Source organism: Pallidibacillus pasinlerensis (assembly GCF_009996845.1).
Lineage (GTDB): Bacteria > Bacillota > Bacilli > Bacillales > Caldibacillaceae > Pallidibacillus > Pallidibacillus pasinlerensis.
Genome location: NZ_JAACYS010000148.1, coordinates 1 through 1,074 on the forward strand (window position 1 = coordinate 1; position 1,074 = coordinate 1,074).

The following is a 1,074-nucleotide window of genomic DNA, read 5'->3' on the forward strand; positions in this document are numbered from 1 at the left end:
CTGCAAGGTTGTGTTTTTTTAATAAACGGTTTATAGTAGAATATGATATTTGTTTTTTGGTAATTTCTCCTTGTTGGATGAGTTGTTCATAGAAAACACTCACCGGCATATGGAGAAATTTTTTTCTTATGGCTAAAATATGATCTTGATCATCTGGCGATAATCTTCTTGAGTTTCCCCGATCTGCACGCTTCTTTGGTTTTAATGCCTCAAATCCATTTCTACGATAATTAAGTAGCCATTCTTTTATCGTTTTCACGGCTATTTTTCGTTCCCCATAATAGGGAATTGAATGCACTTTTCCTTCTAACTCTTCAAAATATGATTTCGGATCCACTTGCCCATTTAATAGTGGGGCAATTAAACCATAACGAAATAAAGCTATCTGTTCTCTTTCCTTTTCAGTCATCTTTTTTCCTCCTTTTTTGATAAAAGAGGACAACCGGTCATCCTTAATCTCATTCTACTTTTTTCGTCATTATTTGAACACGCAAAAGTTATGTGGGACTATTAATATTTTTTATTCTATCAAAATATGAGCGAATTAATTTGCCATAAAATAAGATGATAGATGACCCCAAGACCTTCGTAAGAAGGACGATGCACCAAAGTCTCGAATCAATTTCAGATACTTAACCGCCTCATTTTTTATAACACTCGAAATACCTATTACTTCGCCTAAATCTACAAAGAAACTATGAATCCATTTCATATTTTTCTGATAACGTATCCAATGAAACGAAAATAATTGACGGTTGCCTTTTGTCTTTTTGTTCTGTAGAAACTGTTCCATTCTCTGTAAAATGAGATCTAAGCTATGTTGAAAATAAGGAATCAGAAAGTCTGGAAGTATCGAGAATGTTTTTTTACAAGATAAACAAATAAGTCTACAAATAGGAATCTTAAATTCTGCCTCATCCGTTATGGCATAACGCCAATAATAGCCATGTCTGTGCAGGTTTCCTGAAGCAATACAATGACAATTAGGACATTTATCAAAAATAGGGAAGTTATTCATTTTTCCCCTATTTGCATATTCCTCAAGGCTGATACGAAAATCATGTAAAATAATCA

Annotated in this window: 2 protein-coding genes; both read right to left on the bottom strand. The window is 33.3% G+C overall.

The window, feature by feature from the left end; all coding sequences use genetic code 11:
* Positions 1-409, bottom strand: a 409-nt coding sequence (locus GW534_RS15955; RefSeq protein WP_161921934.1) for a helix-turn-helix domain-containing protein, incomplete at its 3' end; no start/stop codon positions are given.
* Between the two features lie 135 nt (positions 410-544).
* On the bottom strand, positions 545-1,074 hold a 530-nt coding region (locus tag GW534_RS16260; RefSeq protein WP_210253486.1), incomplete at its 5' end, for a DUF6431 domain-containing protein.